A 17935-nucleotide genomic window follows, 5' to 3' on the forward strand; every position below is an offset into this window, starting at 1 on the left:
TGATTCAGGCATGCGTTATCGCACAGGCGCTAGCGTGTCTCCCGCGCCCGACCCGGGTGCCAGGGAGCCTGCCATGCACCGTTTCGCCGCTTCGCTGCTGGTCCTCGGACTGGCGGCTGCCACCGGCAGCGCCTTCGCGCAGTCCGGCTATCCGACGAATGCCTATCCACCTGTTCGCGATGACGCGTACGGGAGTTCCACCGACGTGCGCTACGACCAGGCGCGCGTGGTCCGCGTCGATCCGGTGATCGTGTCCGGCTACGGGCAGGGCGGTGACGGCTGGCAGGGGCAGCGCTGCCATTCGCAGCGCAATGACGGCTACGTCGGCAACGATGGCTATCGCGATCCGTATGGCAACGGTCGTTATCCGGGTGACGGCTATCGCGACGACGGCTATGGCAACGATGGCTACCGCGATGATGGCTATCGCGACGGCGGCTATCGCGACGGCGGTTATCGCAACACCGGCAGCAACACCGGCAGCGACGCCGGGCGCAATGTCGCCACGGTGATCGGTGGCGTGGTCGGGGCGGTGCTCGGCAGCAAGGTCGGCGGAGGCTCGGCGCGCTATGCCACCGCGGCGGTCGGTTCGATGGTCGGCGGCATGGCCGGCCGCCAGGTCTACGAGAGCAGCCATCGTCCGCAGCGCGACCGGGTGGTCACGGTTTGCGACCCCGTGCCGGCGAATGGCAACGGCTACACGGTCGACGACAGCCGCGTGGGCGCCTACGACGTGACCTACGAATACGCGGGGCGCACCTACACCACCCGCACCGACCACCACCCCGGCGACACGATCCGCGTGCGCGTCGACGTGCAGGCGGCGGAATAGGCGTTCTGGCCGCGGGGTCGCGCGCCAGGCGCCCGCTTCCACGCAGTCAAAATGACTGCTCGCCGCTGAAGCCACTCGCCGGGCTTGGGCGCGCGCGTGCGTTGCCGTGGCCGGCGCGCGGCGTCATAGTGGCGCGATTCCACACGGAGTCGCCCGCATGCGCCGCATCACCTGGTTCGCCGCGCTGGCCTGCCTTGCCGCCACCGCGCAGGCGGCCGATGTCCACCTGCTCACCGCCGCGCGCATCCACACCTCCGATCCCGCGCAACCGCAGGTCGAAGCGATGGCCTGGGACGGTTCGGGGCGCGTGCTCGCCGTGGGCGATGCCAAGGCGTTGCTGGCCCGCTACCCGGATGCCGAACGCGTCGATGCCGGCGCCGCGACCGTGGTCCCCGGCCTGATCGATGCGCACGGGCACCTGATGGGCCTGGGCTACGCGCTGATGCAGGCCGACCTGGTCGGCACTCGCGACAGGGGCGACGTCGTCGCGCGGCTCAAGGCCTTCGCGGAGAAGGAAGCGCTGCCCGAAGGCGCTTGGCTGGTCGGCAACGGCTGGGACCAGAACGACTGGCCGGAGAAGGCATTTCCGACCGCTGCCGACCTCGACGCCGCGTTCCCGGATCGCCCGGTGTGGCTGGAGCGCGTGGACGGACACGCCGGCTGGGCCAACAGCGCGGCGATGCAGCTTGTCGAACAGGCCAATCCCGAACAACCGCTGGCCGGCGACTGGCAACCCGACGGCGGCCGCATCCTGCGCGCCGACGGCAAGGCGACCGGCGTGTTCGTCGACGAGGCCATGGGCCTGGTGCGGGCGCAGATGCCGGAGCCCGACGAGGCCTGGCTTACGGAGGCACTCGAGCGCGCGCTCGTCGCCGCCGCGCGCGACGGCCTGACCGGCGTGCACGACATGGGCGTGTCCAGCCAGACGCTGGCGCTGTACAAGCGCTTCGCCGATGCCGGCAAGCTGACGCTGCGCATCGACGCCTACGCCGACGGCGACGGCCAGGCGCTGGCCGACCTGTGCGAACACGGCGCCTACCATCATCTGGAAGGGCGCCTGCAGATGCGCGGGGTGAAGCTGTTCATCGACGGTGCGCTCGGCAGCCGCGGAGCCGCGCTGCTGGCCGACTACAGCGACGAGCCCGGCAACCGCGGCCTGCTGGTCACCGATCCCGCGACCTACGAGGGGATCGTGCGCAAGGCCAAGGGCTGCGGCGTGCAGGTGGCGACGCACGCCATCGGCGATCGCGGCAACCGCATCGTCATCGACACCTACGAACGCGTGCTCGGCGACGATGCGAAAAGCGACCATCGCTGGCGCGTCGAACACGCGCAGATCGTGTCACCGGAGGACATCCCGCGCTTCGCGCCGCTGGGCGTGATCGCCTCGATGCAGCCGACCCACGCCACGTCCGACATGCCGTGGGCAGAGGATCGCCTGGGCAAGGATCGCCTGTTCGGCGCCTACGCCTGGCAGAGGTTCCTGCACAGCGGCGCGCGGCTGGCGCTGGGCTCCGACTTCCCGGTCGAATCGCCCGACCCGCGCCTGGGCCTGTATGCGGCGGTGACGCGCCAGGATCGCGACGGCCAGCCGCCCGGCGGCTGGTTGCCCGACCAGCGCCTGAGCGCGGGCGAGGCGCTGCGCGGATTCACTTCGGATGCCGCATATGCGGGCTTCGACGAGAAGCAAGTCGGCAAGCTGGCGCCCGGGATGCGCGCGGACTTCGTGGTCCTCGCCGAAGATCCCCTGCAAGCGCCGGCGTCGCAGCTCGACGACCTGCAGATCGAATCGACCTGGGTCGACGGCAAGCCGGTCTACGAAGCGAAGTAGGGGCCGGCCCGCTTCACCGCCGCTTCATGCCGGCGCCTTCGTGCGCTCACCGGTGCCGCCCAGGCTACAGCCCATCCAGAACGGAGGCCCGGCAATGGCAGCGGACATCGGCACCAATACCGGCAACCGCGACGGGCGCGGCGTGAAGCGCTGGCGGATCGTGATCTGGGGCGCCGCCGCGGCGCTGTGGCTGCTGCCGCTGGTGGCGATGCGATTCGACAGCGGCGTGAACTGGAGTGCCGGCGACTTCGTCGTCTTCGGCGTGCTGCTGCTGGCGACCTGCTCGGCGCTTGAACTGGCGAGAGCGCTCTTCCGGTCGCGCCGGGCGCAATTGGGGGCCGGCATCGCCGTCGTGCTCGGCTTCCTGTGGGTGTGGGCGGAGCTCGCGGTCGGCGTCTTCACCAACTGGGGCAGCTGAGCCCCGCCGCGGCCGGCGGCCTTACCAGTCGATCTCGCCCCGCACCACCGTCTGCACGCGCCCGCCGGACCAGACCTCGCCGGCGGCGTCGACGAACAGTTCGATGATCGCGTCGTGGCCGACCTCGCGACCCTGGCTGACGCGGTAGTGGCCGTCGCGGCTTGGCAGGGCATCCTGCGAGGCGAGCCAGGCAGCGAGCGTCGCGTTCGCCGCGCCCGAGGCGGCGTCCTCGAACCGCGCCGGCGCGCCGACGAAGGCGCGCACCGCGAGGTAGTAGACCGGGTCTTCGCTGCGCGCGAACACGCACAGGCCCATGCTGCCGGTGGCATGCGCGAGTTTTCCGATCGCATCCCAGTCGGGCTCGGCCGTACGCAGCGCGGCTTCGTCGCGCAGCTCCGCCAGCCACCAGCGGCGGCCGCCGTCCATCAGCGCCGGCGGCAGCGTGCCTGGCGCCAGGCCGGACAGCGCGTCGCGTAGGCGCGGGTCGGTCGCGGTGGCGATTTCCAGCAGCCGCGCGCGCGGCGTGCGCACCGCGATCGTGCGCGCATCGCCGCGACCCGCGACCCGCAGCGGCAGGACGCCGGCGATGCCTTCCTGCACCAGCAGGCCGTCGGGTGCCGCGACCAGCCCGGCTTCCAGCACCGCGTGCGCGGTGCCCACGCTGGGGTGCCCGGCGAACGGCACCTCGTGCCGCGGGCTGAAGATGCGCAGCCGGTAGTCGGCGTCGGGCGTGGTGGCGGGAAAGACGAAGGTGGTCTCGGGCAGGCGCGTCCAGCGCGCGATGGCCTGCATGGCGTCGTCGTCCAGGCCCTGCGCGTCGAGCACCACCGCAAGCGGGTTGCCGGCGCCCGGGCGATCGGCAAAGACGTCGAGCTGGAGGTAGGGACGGCTGGACATGGACGATCCTTGCGGCGGGGGAGGACGTGGGGTGGGCAGTGTAGGCGGCCATCGTCGCGCGATGGCATGAACCGTTGGCGGGAACCGCAGCAGCGGCGAGTGTTGCGCGGGCGGGAACGCGACGATCAAGGATTCGCGCCTGGAGTCGCCGTTGCGGTTTTCCCGGCTCGGGCAGGGTGGGCGCGGGCGACGGCAAGCCCTAGAATCGCGTGTTCATGCCCGGCTCGCGGGCGCGCCGTGACTTCAATGCCCATCAATTCCCCTTCCCATCCCTGGATCGTGCTCAAGTTCGGCGGCACCTCGGTGTCGCGCCGCCACCGCTGGGAGACCATCGGCCGGCTGGCGGAACAGCGTGCCGATGACAACCGCTCGCGCGTGCTGGTGGTGGTGTCGGCGCTGTCGGGCGTCACTAACGAGCTGCAGGCGATCGCCGAAGGCGCGCCGGACCGCGATGCCCGGATCGCCGCGCTGGTCGAGCGCCACGAAGCCTTCGCGCGCGAGCTTGACCTCGACCCGGACCGGGTGATCGGCGAGCGCCTGGCCGCGCTGCGCGTGCTGGGCATCGACCCGCGCGCCGCCGGATGCGCGCTGGACTGGCAGGCCGACGTACTCGGGCAAGGCGAGTTGCTGTCTTCCGCACTCGGCGCTGCCTACCTGCGCGCGCAGGGCCTGGACTTCGGCTGGTGCGACGCGCGCGACTGGCTCGACGCGATCGCGCTGCCGAACCAGAACGCCTGGTCGACGCGGCTGTCGGTGTCGTGCCGGCGCGAGCCCGCGGATGGTTTCCACGAGCGCTTCGGCGCGCAGCCGGCGCGGATGCTGCTCACCCAGGGCTTCATCGCCCGCCACGCCGACGGCGGCACCGCGATCCTCGGGCGCGGCGGCTCCGATACGTCTGCCGCGTACTTCGGTGCGTTGCTCGGCGCACGCCGGGTCGAGATCTGGACCGACGTGCCAGGCCTGTTCAGCGCCAACCCCCGGGTGGTGCCCGACGCGCGCCTGCTGACCCGGCTGGACTACGCCGAGGCGCAGGAAATCGCCACCACAGGCGCCAAGGTGCTGCATCCGCGTTCGATCAAGCCCTGCCGCGACGCCGGCGTGGCGATGGCAATCCTCGACACCGAGCGGCCCGACCTCCCGGGCACCAGCATCGACGGCAACGGCACCACCGTGCCCGGCGTCAAGGCGGTCAGCCGCCGCAACGGCATCGTGCTGGTCTCGATGGAAAGCGCCGGCATGTGGCAGCAGGTCGGCTTCCTTGCCGACGTCTTCGACCTGTTCAAGCTGCACGGACTGTCGGTCGACCTGATCGGCTCGTCGGAAACCAACGTCACCGTGTCGCTCGACCCTAGCGAGAACCTGGTCACCACCGACGTGCTGGCCGAGCTGTCCGCGGACCTGGCCAAGGTCTGCCGGGTCAAGGTGATCGCGCCGTGCGCCGCGATCACCTTGGTCGGGCGCGGCATGCGCTCGTTGCTGCACAAGCTGTCGGACGTGTGGGCCACGTTCGGCCGCGAGCGCGTGCACCTGATCTCGCAGTCGTCCAACGACCTCAACCTGACCTTCGTGATCGACGAGGCCGACGCCGACGGCCTGCTGCCGGTGCTGCACGCCGAGCTGATCGAAAGCGAGGCGATGCCGGTGCGCGACGCGAGCGTGTTCGGCCCGAGCTGGCACGAAATCGAGCACGGCCGGCCGCCGCGCGTCGCGCCGTGGTGGCAGGGCGAGCGCGAGCGCCTGCTCGAACGCGCCGCCGAAGGCACGCCGGCGTACGTCTACCACCTGCCGACCCTGCGCGAACGCGCGCGATCGCTGCTCGACGTCGAGGCGATCGACCGCCGCTACTTCGCGATCAAGGCCAACCCGCATCCGGGATTGCTGCGGGCGCTGGTGGCCGAGGGCTTCGGCCTGGAATGCGTGTCGCTGGGCGAACTGGAGCACGTGTTCGCGACCCTGCCCGAACTCGATCCGGCGCGGGTGCTGTTCACCCCGAGCTTCGCACCGCGCACCGAGTACGAGGCTGCGTTCGCGCTCGGGGTGACGGTGACGCTGGACAACGTCGAGGCGCTGCACAACTGGCCGGAGGTTTTCCGCGGCCGCACGCTGTGGCTGCGCATCGACCTGGGCCGCGGCGACGGCCACCATGCCAAGGTGGTCACCGGCGGCGCGGCGTCGAAGTTCGGGCTGCCGCTGGCGGCCTTCGATGCCTTCGTGGCCGAAGCACGGCGGCTCGGCGCGCGCATCGGCGGCATCCATGCGCACCTGGGCAGCGGCATCGTGACCCCGGCGCACTGGCGCGAGGTCTATGCGGAACTGGCCGGCTTCGCCGACAGCGTCGGCACGGTCGACACCATCGACATCGGCGGCGGCCTGCCGATCCCGTACAAGCCCGACGCGCATCCGTTCGACATCGCGGCCTGGGCGACCGGGCTTGCCGAGATCAAGGCGGCATACCCGCGCTACGCGCTGGCGGTGGAGCCGGGGCGTTACCTGGTCGCCGAATGCGGCGTATTGCTGGCGCACGTGACCCAGGTGGTGGAGAAGCAGGGCATCCGTCGTGTCGGCGTCGACGCGGGCATGAACGCGCTGATGCGCCCGGCGCTGTACGAGGCGTACCACGGCATCCACAACCTTTCGCGGCTGGACGAAGGAAACGAGGCCGTGTTCGACGTCGTCGGCCCGATCTGCGAATCGGGTGACGTGCTCGGCGCGCAGCGGATGCTGCCTGCGGCCACGCGCGAGGGCGACGTGGTGCTGGTCGCGGATGCCGGCGCCTACGGTTTCGTCATGGCCAACCGCTACAACCTGCGCGCGCTGCCGCGCGAGGACGTGCTCGAATGACGCGCAAGCAGCTGGCATGGGCAAGCGCGGCGTCGGCGGCGGCGCTGGCGCTGTTCGCCTACATCGCCGTCGGCATGCTCAGCGGCGCCGGACTGGCGTCGTGGCACCAGAATGCCCGCGCCTCGCTGAGCGTGGCGCCGGCCGCGGCGATGGCGGCCGGACTGGCGTCGTGGTGGATCACCGCGTGGTGGCAGAACGTGGATCGCGATGCGCGCAAGTGGACGGCGTTCGGGCTGGCGCTGCGCACGGTGGTGCTGGCGTTCCTGATGTTCGCGCCGCTGGCGACGCTGTGGATGGGGGCGATGGAAAGCGCCAGCCACGTGCTTTCCGGCGCATCCGGCCGCCTCGGCGACGCGCTGGCCTGGGTGCCCGCGATCGCGGTGTACGCGGTGCTGTTCGGCTTGTTGCTGGGCGCGATGCCGGCGCTGTGCATCGAATATTTCCTGTGCCGCCGCTTCCTGCGGCAGGCACGCGGCCTGGATCTGAAGGGGGCACGATGACGCCGTTCGACCGGGAGGCGGTGCGCAGTTTCCGCTTCGTGCGCTGCCGGTTCGACGCCGGTACCGGCGTCGCGGAGCTGGTGTATGCCTTCGACGACGGCCCGGAGCTGATCGAGACGATCACCGTACCGGGCGCGCCGTTCGCGCTCGATGGCGCGCGTGCGCACGCCGCGGAGCAGGCGCTGCGGCTGCTGCACCTGATTGCCGGCGTGAGCTACTACAAGGCGGCGGTGCCTGGGGACATCCGCATCGATTCATACGCGATCGACGCAGGGACGGCCCGGATGCTCGAAGGGATCTACCTCAACGGGCTGGGCGAGTTCGCGTATCGCAACGGCCTGGACCTGCATGGAAAGATCAGGTTCCCCGCTACAAAGCCGCCCCCTGCAAAGGCGGGATCGGGTGGGAATGCGGTTCGTCCGCGCCCTGGCGGGACCCATCCCCATCCCAGTCCTGCCCTTGAAGGAGAAGGTGGGGAAGCCGGCACGCCCGGTGGAGCAACGCTCGGCCTGCGACAGCATGCGCTGGTTGCCATCGGCGGCGGAAAGGATTCGCTGGTTTCCATCGAAGCCCTGCGCACTGCCGGCGTCGAGCAGACCGTGACCTGGATCGGCGGCTCCCAGCTGATCCGGGCCTGCGCCGGGCGCACCGCGCTGCCCACGCTCAACATCGGCCGCCAGTTGGCCCCGGAACTGTTCGAATACAACCGCCAGGGCGCGTGGAACGGGCACATCCCGGTGACTGCGATCAACTCGGCGATCATGGTCTTCGCCGCGGTGCTGCTGGATGCCGACCAGGTGGTCTTTTCCAACGAGCGTTCGGCCAGCTACGGCAGCCTGATCGTGTCCGAGGACGGCAAGGACACCCGCGAGGTGAACCACCAGTGGTCGAAGGGCTGGGCGTTCGAGCGCGATTTCGGCGCCTGCATCCATCGCGAAGTGGCCGCCGACCTGCACTACTACTCGCTGCTGCGTCCCCTGAGCGAGCTGGCCGTGGCGCGGCAGTTCGCCAGGAGCGACCGCTACGACGCCTACTTCTCGAGCTGCAACCGCAACTTCCACCTGCTGGGCGAACGCCCGGTCGGGCGCTGGTGCGGGGTCTGCCCGAAGTGCCACTTCGTGTTCCTCGCGCTCGCGCCGTTCATGCCAAAACCGCGACTGGTGGCGATCTTCGGCCGCAACCTGCTTGACGACACGGAGCAGGTGCCCGGCTTCGATGCGCTGCTCGAATACCGGGACCACAAGCCGTTCGAGTGCGTCGGCGAGGGCCGCGAGTCGCGTGCGGCGATGGCGACCCTGGCGCAGCGCCCGGAGTGGCGCGAGGACGCGATCGTGAAGCGCTTCGCGCGCGAGATCCTGCCGCAGCTGGATGCATCGGAACTCGATATCGCGCCGCTGCTGGTGATCGACGACGAGCATCGAATCCCGCCCGCGCTCTGGGAGCAGCTGCGTGCGCATTTCGCAGCTTGAAGGCAAGCGCGTCGCGCTGTGGGGCTGGGGACGCGAGGGGCGCGCGGCATATGGCGCGCTGCGCGCGCGCGATTCGGGGTCCGGGATTCGGGGCCCGGAGGAGCGGGGCACGCTGCCGCTGACGCTGTTCTGCACGGCGCACGAAGCAGGGCAGGTGCGCGCACTCGGTGATCGGGCGCTGCAGGTGGAAACAGAGGCCAGCGCGGCGCGGCTTTCCGCCTTCGACGTGGTGATCAAGTCGCCGGGGATCAGCCCGTACCGACCTGAAGCGCTGACTGCGCGCGAGAGCGGCACGCTCTTCATCGGCGGGACCGCGCTGTGGTTCGCCGAACGGCCCGAGGCACGCACGGTGTGCGTCACCGGCACCAAGGGCAAGAGCACCACCACCGCGCTGCTGGCGCACCTGCTGCGCGCGGGCGGCCACCGCACCGCGCTGTGCGGCAACATCGGGCTGCCGCTGCTGGAATTGCTCGAGGGCGACGCCGAGCTCTGGGCGATCGAACTGTCGAGCTACCAGACGCGCGACGTCGCCGCCAGCGGCGTGCGCCCCGAGATCGCGGTGGTGACCAACATATTCCCCGAACACCTGGACTGGCACGGCAGCGAGCAGAGCTACGTCGAGGACAAGCTGGCGCTGCTGACCGAAGCACGGCCGCGCATCGCGGTGCTCAACGCCGGCGATCCGCGGCTGGCGGCGCTTCGCCTGCCGGACAGCGACGTGCGCTGGTTCGGCAGCGCGGACGGCTGGCACATGCGCGGCGACGCGCTGCATCGCGGCGATGATTTCGTCCTCGACACCCGCGACGTTCCGGTGCCGGGCCGCCACAACCGCGGCAACCTGTGCGCCGTGCTCACCGCGGTCGAGGCGCTCGGCTTCGACGGCGCGGCGCTGGCGCCGCATGCGGCTTCGTTCCGGCCGTTGCCGCATCGCCTGCAGACGCTTGGCGTGCGCAACGGCATCACTTATGTCAACGATTCGATCAGCACCACGCCGCACGCGAGCCTAGCCGCGCTCGACGTGTTCCGCGACCGCCGCGTCGCGCTGCTCGCCGGCGGACACGATCGCGGCCTGGACTGGTCCGGGTTCGCCGAGGCGATGAAGACGCACGCGCCGGCGGCGATCGTGACGATGGGGCAGAACGGCCCGCGGATCCACGACCTGCTTGCGCCGGTGGCAAGGGCGGCAGGCTTCGCCCTGTCGAGCGCGGACGACTTGGCCGAGGCGGTCGCCACGGCACGCGACGCGCTTGCAGGCGAAGGCGTGGTACTGCTCTCGCCCGGTGCACCGAGTTTCGGGCCATATCGCGACTACACGCAGCGCGGGCGGCACTTCGCCGAACTGGCCGGGTTCGACCCGGGCGCGATCAGCGGGATTCCGGGGCTCGGCATCGCCTGAGCGATGCGGGTGCCGAGTACCCTGGCAGGAGCGACTTCAGCCGCAAGCCTCGCCCACGAAAAGGACGGCGAGGCGGGAGCCCGCGGCCAGGCGCTCCGCCGCAGGAGCGGTGGCATCGGCGCCCGTTCACCGGGCTTGAATGCCGCCCGCGTACGCTGGCCGGCACCGCCTCCGCTGGAGAGAGCCATGCGATCGTCCCGCCGTATCCTGCGCCGCGCCGCGCTGCTGCTGGCACTGCTGCCGCTGTCCGCATCCGTGTTCGCCTCGATGCAGGCCAAACCCGTGGAATGGAAGGTCGGCAACCAGGCGTTCAGCGGCGTGCTGGTCTACGACGATGCCTCGTCCGCCAAGCGTCCCGGCCTGGTGATGGTGCCTGACTGGATGGGCGTGACCGACGCCGCGGTTGCGCAGGCAAGTGACGTGGCCGGCGATGACTACGTCATCCTCGTCGCCGACATGTACGGCAAGAACGTGCGGCCGGAGAACAGCGAGCAGGCGCAGGCACAAGTGAAGACGCTCTACGCCGACGTGCCGGCCATGCGCGCGCGCGTCGGAAAGGCGGTGGAGGTGCTGAAAGCGCAGGTGGGCAAGGCGCCGCTGGATGCAACGAGGATCGGCGCGTTCGGCTATTGCTTCGGAGGCTCGTCGGTGCTGGAGCTGGCGCGCAGCGGCGCGCAGCTGGCCGGCATCGTCACTTTCCATGGCGGCCTGTCGACGACGACGCAGGCCAGACCCGGTGCGGTGAAGACGCCGCTGCTTGTGCTCAACGGCGCGGACGACCGCGGAACCGCGCCGGACATCGACGGTTTCGAGAAGGAAATGAATGCCGCCGGTGCCGACTGGACGTTCGTCAACTTCAGCGGCGCGGTGCACTGCTTCGCACTGAAGGCTGCCAACCGGCCGCCGGGCTGCGTCTACAACCCGCGCGTGGCGAAGCGGGCCTACCGGATGATGGAAGACTTCTTCGACGAGCGTTTCGGCGAGGATTGACGGACGCTGTTTGCCGCGGATGAACGCGGAAGGCGCGGATAAAGCGTTTCGGGGATGGACTGCAGCGGGTTGTGCCTGGCCTGCAACCCAAGCATCAGCCACCTGCTGCATCGCTCCGCATCTTCATTTGCGCTGTCAGCGATCTTTCGGCGTTCATCCGTGACCAACAGCTTCCGCCCCGCTGGCGCCTAGTGGTCGCGCTCGGTCGCGTAGCGCGCCAGGCCGCGCAGTGCGGCCACCGCTTCGTTGTCCTGCAGCCCGTCGAGCGCGCGTTCGGCCGCTTCGGCGTATTCCGCGGCGCGCGCACGGCTGTAGTCCAGGCTGCCCTGCGCGCGGATCGCGGCAACGGCCTCGGGCAGCGCGTCGATGTCGCCCTGTTCGATGATGGCGCGCAGCCGATCGCGGGTAGCGGCATCCGAATGCGCCATCGCGTGGATCAGCGGCAGCGTAGCCTTGCCTTCGGCGAGATCGTCGCCCAAGTGCTTGCCCAGCGCCGCTTCGTCGGCGCTGTAGTCGAGCACGTCGTCGGCGATCTGGAAGGCGTGGCCCAGCGCCAGGCCGTAATCGTGGAGGCGCCGCCGGGTGGCCGCGTCGGCGCCGGCGAGCAGCGCGCCGAGCTGCGTGGCGGCGGCGAACAGCACCGCGGTCTTGCGCTCGATCACGCGCAGGTAGGCCGCTTCGTCAACGTCCGGGTTGTGCACGTGCAGCAGCTGCAGCACTTCGCCCTCTGCGATGCGGTTGGTGGTGTCGGCGAGGATCCGCTGCACGTCCATCGAGTCGAGTTCGACCATCAGCTGGAAGCTGCGCGAATACAGGAAGTCGCCGACCAGCACGCTTGCCGCGTTCCCCCACACCGCGTTGGCAGTCTGGCGGCCGCGGCGCAGGTCGGATTCGTCGACCACGTCGTCATGGAGCAGGGTGGAGGTGTGGATGAACTCGACCACGGCGGCAAGCTGGTGCGCGTCGGCGCCCTGGTGGCCCAGCGCGCGCGCGGCCAGCAGCAGCAGCATCGGCCGCAGGCGCTTGCCGCCGGCGGCGACAATGTGCTCGGCCACCTGGTTGATCAGCACCACGTCCGAGGCCAGGCGACGGCGGATCAACGCGTCGACGGCGGCCATGTCGGCGGCCGCGAAGGCCTGGATGGCGGGCAGGGCGGGGATTTGCAGGCTTGCGGGAGCAGACATGCCGGGTCCGGCGATGGGAAAGGCGCGATTATAGGGAGCAATGCCTGTATGCAGACGTCGCCGCCGGCGCGCTATTGGCCGGGGATGCCGGTAGCGCCACTGAGGTGTTCGTACAGGATCGCCAGCCCGATCAGGATCAGCAGCACGCCGCCGCCGATTTCCGCGTGCTTGCCCGCCAGGCGGCCCAGGCTGCGGCCGAGCATGATGCCCAGGGTGACCATCACCAGCGTGGTCAGGCCGATCACGATCGCGACGACCGCGATCTGCGCATCCAGGAACGCCAGGCCCACGCCGATTGCCATCGCGTCGATGCTGGTGGCGAAGCCGGTGGTGGCCAGTGCCCAGAACCCATGGCGGCGCGGCATGTCTTCGCTGTCGTCCGGCGGCTGCACCCCGGCGTGGATCATGTGCACGCCCAGCGCGGCCAGCAGCGCGAACGCGATCCAGTGGTCCCAGGCGGTGATGTAGCGCGAGGCCGCGCTGCCCAATGCCCAGCCGATGACCGGGGTCAGGCCTTCGATGGTGCCGAAGATCAGCCCGGCGCGCAGCGCTTCGGGCAGGCGAGGATTGCGCATCGCCGCGCCCTTGCCGACGGCGGCTGCAAACGCGTCCGTCGACATCGCGATGCCGATCAGGAAAATCGAAACGGGGGACATGCAGGTTGATCCGGGGTCGGGCTTGGCGACGACGGCACGCCGGCGCGCCCAACTTCCGTTGCGCCGGAGGCCGATGGTCTCGCCAACCTGGACTGGTTGCCCGCGCCACGGCACGTTGCGATGCCGAGCATGTTGACGCGGGCGCTTCACGGCGTCGCCGGAGGCAGGCTACTCCCCAAGGGGGCGGCGAGGATAACACGGTGCCCGGACGCGGCGATCGGAGTTCCCTGACCCAACTTTCAGGTTGCCGGTGCCCGGGTGGCGCCGTAGGGTGGTCCTGGCGCGGCAATCGGGCCAGCCCGGTATCATGCACGGGCAACCATTCTGCGCTCGCCCGCAGGTCCCGCGCAGGGATGCAAGGCGGCGGCGCGCAAGCCACCAATACAGAATCCAGAAGAGGTCATCCATGGCACGCGGCATCAACAAGGCCATCCTGGTCGGCAATCTCGGCAACGATCCGGAAATCAAGTACACCCAAGGCGGCATGGCCATCACCAAGGTCAGCCTGGCGACGACCAGCGTCCGCAAGGATCGCGACGGCAACCAGCAGGAAAGCACGCAGTGGCACCGGGTGACCTTCTTCGGCAAGCTCGGGGAGATCGCCGGTGAATACCTGCGCAAGGGCTCGCAGGTCTACGTCGAAGGCGAGATCCGCTACAGCGAACACACCGGCGACGACGGCCAGAAGCGCTATTACACCGACATCATCGGCAACGAGATGCAGATGCTTGGCGGCCGCGCGGAAGGCGGTGGCGGTGGCGAGCGCATGTCGCGCCCGCGCCAGGAGTCGTCCGCCCCGCCGCAGCGGCAGGCGCCACAGCGCCAGTCGGCGCCACCTCCGGCGGATGATTTTTCGGATGACGACATTCCGTTCTAGGGGCGACGCGTCGGCCAGAGCGTGGTTCGCAAGGGCCTGCTCCTGGCGAGCCCTTCCAATGTCCAGTTTCTGGCGAGCTGTTGCCCATGGTCGGCATTTTGCTGATGCCAATGTTCTGTATGACGGAAACAGTGGCTTCGACTGACTTTCCGCAGGCCAGCGGTTCATCTGCACAGGCAGCTTGAGCAAGACACGATACGCAGAACGTCCAGCGCCACGAAAACACAAAAAATGGCAGGGATTGCCCGCTCAACACGATTACAACGGGCAGGTCTCCCCGCGGCGGTAGGGAAGGGCCCTGTCTTACAATCAGCGATGCGCTGCTACGGCCCCGGTCGCGCCTGCATCCGTTTGCAGCCGATCCCGGGATTTCGGACGCCGTGGTGGCTTGGTCTGATTCCCCAGTACAGTGAAAACACCAAGGAGTTCAAGCGTGACCACCTGGCTTGTAACCGGCGGAGCCGGCTTCATCGGCGGCAACTTCGTCCTGGAGGCGATTGCCGACGGGATTCGCGTGGTCAACCTGGACGTGCTGACCTACGCCGGCAACCTCGACACGCTGGCATCGCTGCAGGGCAACCCGGCCCATGTGTTCGTCGAGGGCGACATCGGCGACCGCGACCTGGTGGCCCGGCTGCTTGCCGAGCACAGGCCTGATGCCGTCATCAACTTCGCCGCCGAGAGCCACGTCGACCGTTCGATCGATGGCCCGGGTGCTTTCGTGCAGACCAATGTCGTCGGCACGCTGGTGCTGCTGGAGGCCGTGCGGGATTACTGGAAGTCGCTGGAGGGCGGTGCCAGGGATGCGTTCCGCTTCCTGCACGTGTCCACGGACGAGGTCTACGGTTCGCTCGGCGACAGCGGCAAGTTTGTCGAAACCACGCCATACGCACCGAACTCTCCGTACTCCGCCTCGAAGGCCGCTTCCGACCACCTGGTGCGCGCGTTCCACCACACCTACGGCCTGCCGGTGCTGACCACCAATTGCTCCAACAACTACGGGCCGTACCAGTTCCCGGAAAAGCTCATCCCGCTGGTGATCGCCAAAGCCATCGCCGGCGAGCCGCTGCCGATCTACGGCGACGGCATGAACGTGCGCGACTGGCTCTACGTCGGCGACCACTGTTCCGCGATCCGCGCCGTACTCGCCGGAGGCCGCGTCGGCGAGACCTACAACGTCGGCGGCAATGCCGAGCGTCCGAACATCGAAGTGGTGAATGTCATCTGCGCGCTGCTCGACGAGCGCCGCCCGCGCGAGGACGGCCAGCCGCGGAGTTCGCAGATCACCTATGTCAAGGACCGGCCCGGCCATGATCGCCGCTACGCGATCGACGCCTCGAAACTGGAATCGGAGCTGGGCTGGACGCCCGCGCACAGCTTCGAGCAGGGCATTGCCGACACGGTCGACTGGTACCTGGACAACCAGCCGTGGGTGCAGCGCGTGCTTGACGGCAGCTATCGGCTCGAGCGCATTGGCGCGACGGTTTGACGCCACGAGAGTCAAAGGGTGCTTGCCACGGAGGACCACACCGGTTTGCACGAATCAAGCGTTACCCATGAATTGATTCGTCCTGGTGCATGCTCATCCGTGTCCATCGATGGCAAGAGAAGTTCTTGCAGGGAATTGAAATGACGAACAGACGCGGCATCATCCTGGCAGGCGGCTCCGGTACGCGCCTGTATCCGATCACGCAGGCGATCAGCAAACAGTTGCTGCCGGTCTACGACAAGCCGATGATCTATTACCCGCTCAGCGTGTTGATGCTGGCGGGGGTCCGCGAAGTGCTGATCATCAATACGCCGCACGAACAGGCGCTGTTCAAGACCCTGCTCGGCGATGGCTCGCAGTGGGGAATGCGGATCGAGTATGCGGTTCAGCCCAGCCCCGACGGGCTGGCGCAGGCCTACCTGATCGGCCGGGAGTTCGTCGGCGGCAAGCCCAGTTGCCTGGTGCTGGGCGACAACATCTTCCACGGCCCCGGCCTGACTGCGCTGCTCAAGCGCGCCGACGCGCGCGAGCATGGCGCGACGGTGTTCGGCTACTGGGTTCGCGACCCGGAACGCTACGGCGTGGCCGAGTTCGGTGCCGATGGCAAGGTGGTCGGCCTCGAGGAAAAGCCGGAAAAGCCCCGTTCCAACTACGCGGTGACGGGACTGTATTTCTACGACGGGCGTGCCAGCGACTTTGCCGCCGCGCTCAAGCCCTCACCTCGCGGCGAACTCGAGATCACCGATCTCAATCGCTGCTACCTTGAAGAAGACGACCTGCATCTCGAACAGCTCGGCCGTGGTTACGCCTGGCTCGACACCGGCACGCACGGTTCCCTGCTGGAAGCCTCGAACTACATCCAGACGATCGAGGCACGCCAGGGCCTGCGCGTGTGCTGTCCCGAAGAGATCGCCTTCCACAGCGGCTGGATCGATGCCGGGCAGCTCCGTGCCCTGGCGCAGCCACTGGTGAAGAACGGCTACGGGCGCTACCTGCTCGACCTGATCGAACGTGGATACGTCGCATGAAGCTGATTGAAACCGGGCTTCCGGGCTGCGTGGTGATCGAGCCGCAGGTGTTCGGCGACGCCCGCGGCGAGTTCTTCGAGTCCTTCAACCGCGACAAGCTCGCCGCACATGGGCTTGAGCCGAATTTCGTGCAGGGCAACGTGTCCACCTCGACGCGTGGCGTGCTGCGCGGGCTGCACTACCAATGGCCCAAGCCGCAGGGCAAGTACGTGTCGGTGCTCGACGGCGAGGTCTGGGACGTCGCGGTCGACATCCGCCGCGGCTCGCCGACGTTCGGCAAGTGGGAGGCAGTGCTGCTCAGCGGTGAGAACAAGCGACATTTCTGGATTCCGGAAGGCTTCGCGCACGGTTTCGCCGTGCTCAGCGAGCGCGCGACATTCACCTATCTGTGCACGCAGACCTACGATCGCGACGCCGATGCCGGCATTCGCTGGGACGACCCGGCGCTGGCAATCGACTGGCCGGTGGCCGAGCCGGTGTTGTCGGACAAGGACATGCGCGCGCCGCTGCTTGCGGATGTCGCACCGGATCGGCTGCCGGTGTACGTACCTTGAAAATCCTGCTGCTCGGCGGCAATGGCCAGCTTGGCACAGAGCTGCGGCGCAGCCTGCCACCGCTCGGGAAAGTCGTGGTCGCAACGCGCAACGGCGTGCTCACGGACGGTTCGGCCTGCGAGGTCGCGGATCTTGACGATCCCCAAAGCCTGTCGGCGCTCATCGATCGCGTCGCGCCAAACCTGGTCGTCAATGCCGCGGCCCACACGGCCGTGGACCGCGCGGAAACGGAACCGGACGCGGCCATGCGTGCCAATGCCCTGGCGCCTGCGGCGATCGCGGCAGCCTGCGCGTCGCGCGATGCGTTGCTCGTCCATTACTCGACCGACTATGTCTTCGACGGCACCTCGGCGCGGCCGTACCGCGAGGACGATCCGACCGCGCCACTGGGCGTCTACGGAGCCAGCAAGCTGGCCGGCGAAATGGCCGTTCGCGACAGCGGCGCGCGCCACATGATCTTCCGTACGTCCTGGGTCTATGCCGCACACGGCCGCAACTTCCTGCTGACCATGCTGCGCCTGGCCGCCGAGCGCGACGAGCTGCGCGTGGTCGCCGACCAGGTCGGCAGTCCGACCTCCGCGGCGCACATCGCCGACACCACCGCGGCCATCCTCGCGCAGGGCGCACGCCAAAGCGGCCTGTGGCACCTGACCTGTACCGGGCAAACCAGCTGGCACGGCTTTGCCGATGCGATCATGGCGGGCGCGGTCGAGCGCGGGCTGCTCGACAAGGCGCCGGGGGTACTCCCGATTCCCACCAGTGATTATCCGACACCCGCCGCGCGACCCGCGTTCTCGGTGCTCGACAACAGCCGCCTGCAGGACGATTTCGGCCTGTCGGGAATGGATTGGCGCGATGCGCTGGCGCAAGTCCTGGATAGGCTGGCTGGTGGCGTCCGCGCCTGATTCGTGCGCGAATCAGGTAGCCGCGCCGTCTTCTCCCGCAGGGCGTTGGCGGCCAAGGCCGCGTTCCC

General features: G+C 69.1%; 16 protein-coding genes. 13 read left to right on the forward strand and 3 right to left on the reverse strand.

From position 1 onward, the window contains the following. Positions 1-73 precede the first annotated feature (73 nt). The 3 genes from H570_RS0102160 (at position 74) to H570_RS16005 (ending at position 3081) form a co-directional block, all read left to right on the forward strand. Positions 74-832: a glycine zipper 2TM domain-containing protein gene (locus tag H570_RS0102160; RefSeq protein WP_027079317.1), complete on the forward strand. Its 759-nt coding sequence runs from the start codon at positions 74-76 to the stop codon at positions 830-832. A gap of 157 nt (positions 833-989) precedes the next feature. Then, positions 990-2663, forward strand: a complete 1674-nt coding sequence (locus tag H570_RS0102165) for an amidohydrolase (protein ID WP_036134663.1) — start codon at positions 990-992, stop codon at positions 2661-2663. Positions 2664-2757: 94 nt separating this feature from the next. Beyond that, positions 2758-3081 (forward strand): hypothetical protein, encoded by a 324-nt coding sequence (locus H570_RS16005; protein ID WP_051175990.1) that lies wholly within the window; start codon positions 2758-2760, stop codon positions 3079-3081. Positions 3082-3102: 21 nt separating this feature from the next. Here H570_RS16005 and H570_RS0102175 read toward each other — a convergent pair whose 3' ends face one another. After that, a complete protein-coding gene (locus tag H570_RS0102175; RefSeq protein WP_027079319.1) occupies positions 3103-3978 on the reverse strand; it encodes a PhzF family phenazine biosynthesis protein in 876 nt (291 codons plus the stop codon). A 246-nt stretch (positions 3979-4224) separates the two neighbouring features. On the opposite strand from H570_RS0102175, the gene H570_RS0102180 reads away from it, so the two are divergent. The 5 genes from H570_RS0102180 (at position 4225) to H570_RS0102200 (ending at position 11174) form a co-directional block, all read left to right on the forward strand. Continuing rightward, positions 4225-6819 carry a bifunctional aspartate kinase/diaminopimelate decarboxylase gene (locus H570_RS0102180; protein WP_027079320.1) on the forward strand — a complete coding sequence of 865 codons (2595 nt, stop codon included), beginning with the start codon at positions 4225-4227 and terminating at the stop codon, positions 6817-6819. Next, on the forward strand, positions 6816-7319 hold the full coding sequence (locus tag H570_RS0102185) for a hypothetical protein (protein WP_027079321.1): 504 nt from the start codon (positions 6816-6818) through the stop codon (positions 7317-7319). Before H570_RS0102180 ends, H570_RS0102185 begins: the two co-directional genes overlap by 4 nt. Further along, entirely contained in the window at positions 7316-8788 is a 1473-nt protein-coding gene (locus H570_RS0102190) for a MurL-like N-terminal domain-containing (RefSeq protein ID WP_027079322.1), read from the forward strand. The genes H570_RS0102185 and H570_RS0102190 overlap by 4 nt, the downstream gene beginning before the upstream one ends. Further along, positions 8769-10184: a UDP-N-acetylmuramoyl-L-alanine--D-glutamate ligase gene (murD, locus tag H570_RS0102195; RefSeq protein ID WP_027079323.1), complete on the forward strand. Its 1416-nt coding sequence runs from the start codon at positions 8769-8771 to the stop codon at positions 10182-10184. Before H570_RS0102190 ends, murD begins: the two co-directional genes overlap by 20 nt. A 186-nt stretch (positions 10185-10370) precedes the next feature. After that, a complete protein-coding gene (locus H570_RS0102200) occupies positions 10371-11174 on the forward strand; it encodes a dienelactone hydrolase family protein (protein ID WP_051175991.1) in 804 nt (267 codons plus the stop codon). Positions 11175-11362: 188 nt separating this feature from the next. Here the strand turns inward: H570_RS0102200 and H570_RS0102205 are convergent, their stop codons facing one another. After that, positions 11363-12358, reverse strand: coding sequence for a polyprenyl synthetase family protein (locus H570_RS0102205; RefSeq protein WP_027079325.1), 996 nt, complete (start codon positions 12356-12358; stop codon positions 11363-11365). Between the two features lie 71 nt (positions 12359-12429). Next, complete coding sequence (locus H570_RS0102210) at positions 12430-13014, reverse strand: manganese efflux pump MntP (protein WP_027079326.1); 585 nt, start codon at positions 13012-13014, stop codon at positions 12430-12432. Between the two features lie 406 nt (positions 13015-13420). Between H570_RS0102210 and ssb the strand changes: the two genes are divergently transcribed. From ssb to rfbD, 5 genes are all read left to right on the forward strand, one after another. Continuing rightward, the gene (gene ssb, locus H570_RS0102215; RefSeq protein WP_027079327.1) at positions 13421-13891 is read left to right on the forward strand and encodes a single-stranded DNA-binding protein; all 471 of its coding nucleotides are present in this window, start codon (positions 13421-13423) and stop codon (positions 13889-13891) included. 433 nt (positions 13892-14324) lie between these two features. Further along, on the forward strand, positions 14325-15380 hold the full coding sequence (rfbB, locus tag H570_RS0102220) for a dTDP-glucose 4,6-dehydratase (RefSeq protein WP_027079328.1): 1056 nt from the start codon (positions 14325-14327) through the stop codon (positions 15378-15380). A gap of 140 nt (positions 15381-15520) precedes the next feature. Next, complete coding sequence (rfbA, locus tag H570_RS0102225; RefSeq protein ID WP_027079329.1) at positions 15521-16408, forward strand: glucose-1-phosphate thymidylyltransferase RfbA; 888 nt, start codon at positions 15521-15523, stop codon at positions 16406-16408. Next, a complete protein-coding gene (gene rfbC / locus H570_RS0102230) occupies positions 16405-16962 on the forward strand; it encodes a dTDP-4-dehydrorhamnose 3,5-epimerase (RefSeq protein ID WP_027079330.1) in 558 nt (185 codons plus the stop codon). The genes rfbA and rfbC overlap by 4 nt, the downstream gene beginning before the upstream one ends. Next, entirely contained in the window at positions 16959-17867 is a 909-nt protein-coding gene (rfbD, locus tag H570_RS0102235) for a dTDP-4-dehydrorhamnose reductase (protein WP_027079331.1), read from the forward strand. The genes rfbC and rfbD overlap by 4 nt, the downstream gene beginning before the upstream one ends. The last annotated feature ends 68 nt before the right edge of the window (positions 17868-17935 follow it).

This window comes from Luteimonas mephitis DSM 12574 (assembly GCF_000422305.1).
Taxonomy (GTDB): Bacteria; Pseudomonadota; Gammaproteobacteria; order Xanthomonadales; family Xanthomonadaceae; genus Luteimonas; species Luteimonas mephitis.